Genomic DNA, 208 nt, shown 5'->3' with positions numbered 1-208 from the left:
ATGATCCGTGAGGCTTAACCTTACAACACCGAAGGTGTTTTGGTGAGACCGAGACAATATTCAGCTTGTTGACAGATTGGATTGACTGGCTTCGTAATGAAGCGGGTTAATTAAAACGAATTTGCCTGGCGGCAATAGCGCGGTGGTCCCACCTGACCCCATGCCGAACTCAGAAGTGAAACGCCGTAGCGCCGATGGTAGTGTGGGG

General features: G+C 51.0%; 1 rRNA gene. It reads left to right on the top strand.

Annotation, left to right across the window (positions count from 1 at the left end):
* Positions 1–124: 124 nt before the first annotated feature.
* Positions 125–208 (top strand): 5S ribosomal RNA (rrf, locus tag HWW83_RS25915); the annotation flags it as partial.

Origin of the sequence: Serratia ureilytica, assembly GCF_013375155.1 — a bacterium.
In the GTDB taxonomy this organism is placed as follows: Bacteria; Pseudomonadota; Gammaproteobacteria; order Enterobacterales; family Enterobacteriaceae; genus Serratia; species Serratia ureilytica.
This window is presented reverse-complemented; position numbering and strand designations above follow the sequence as displayed.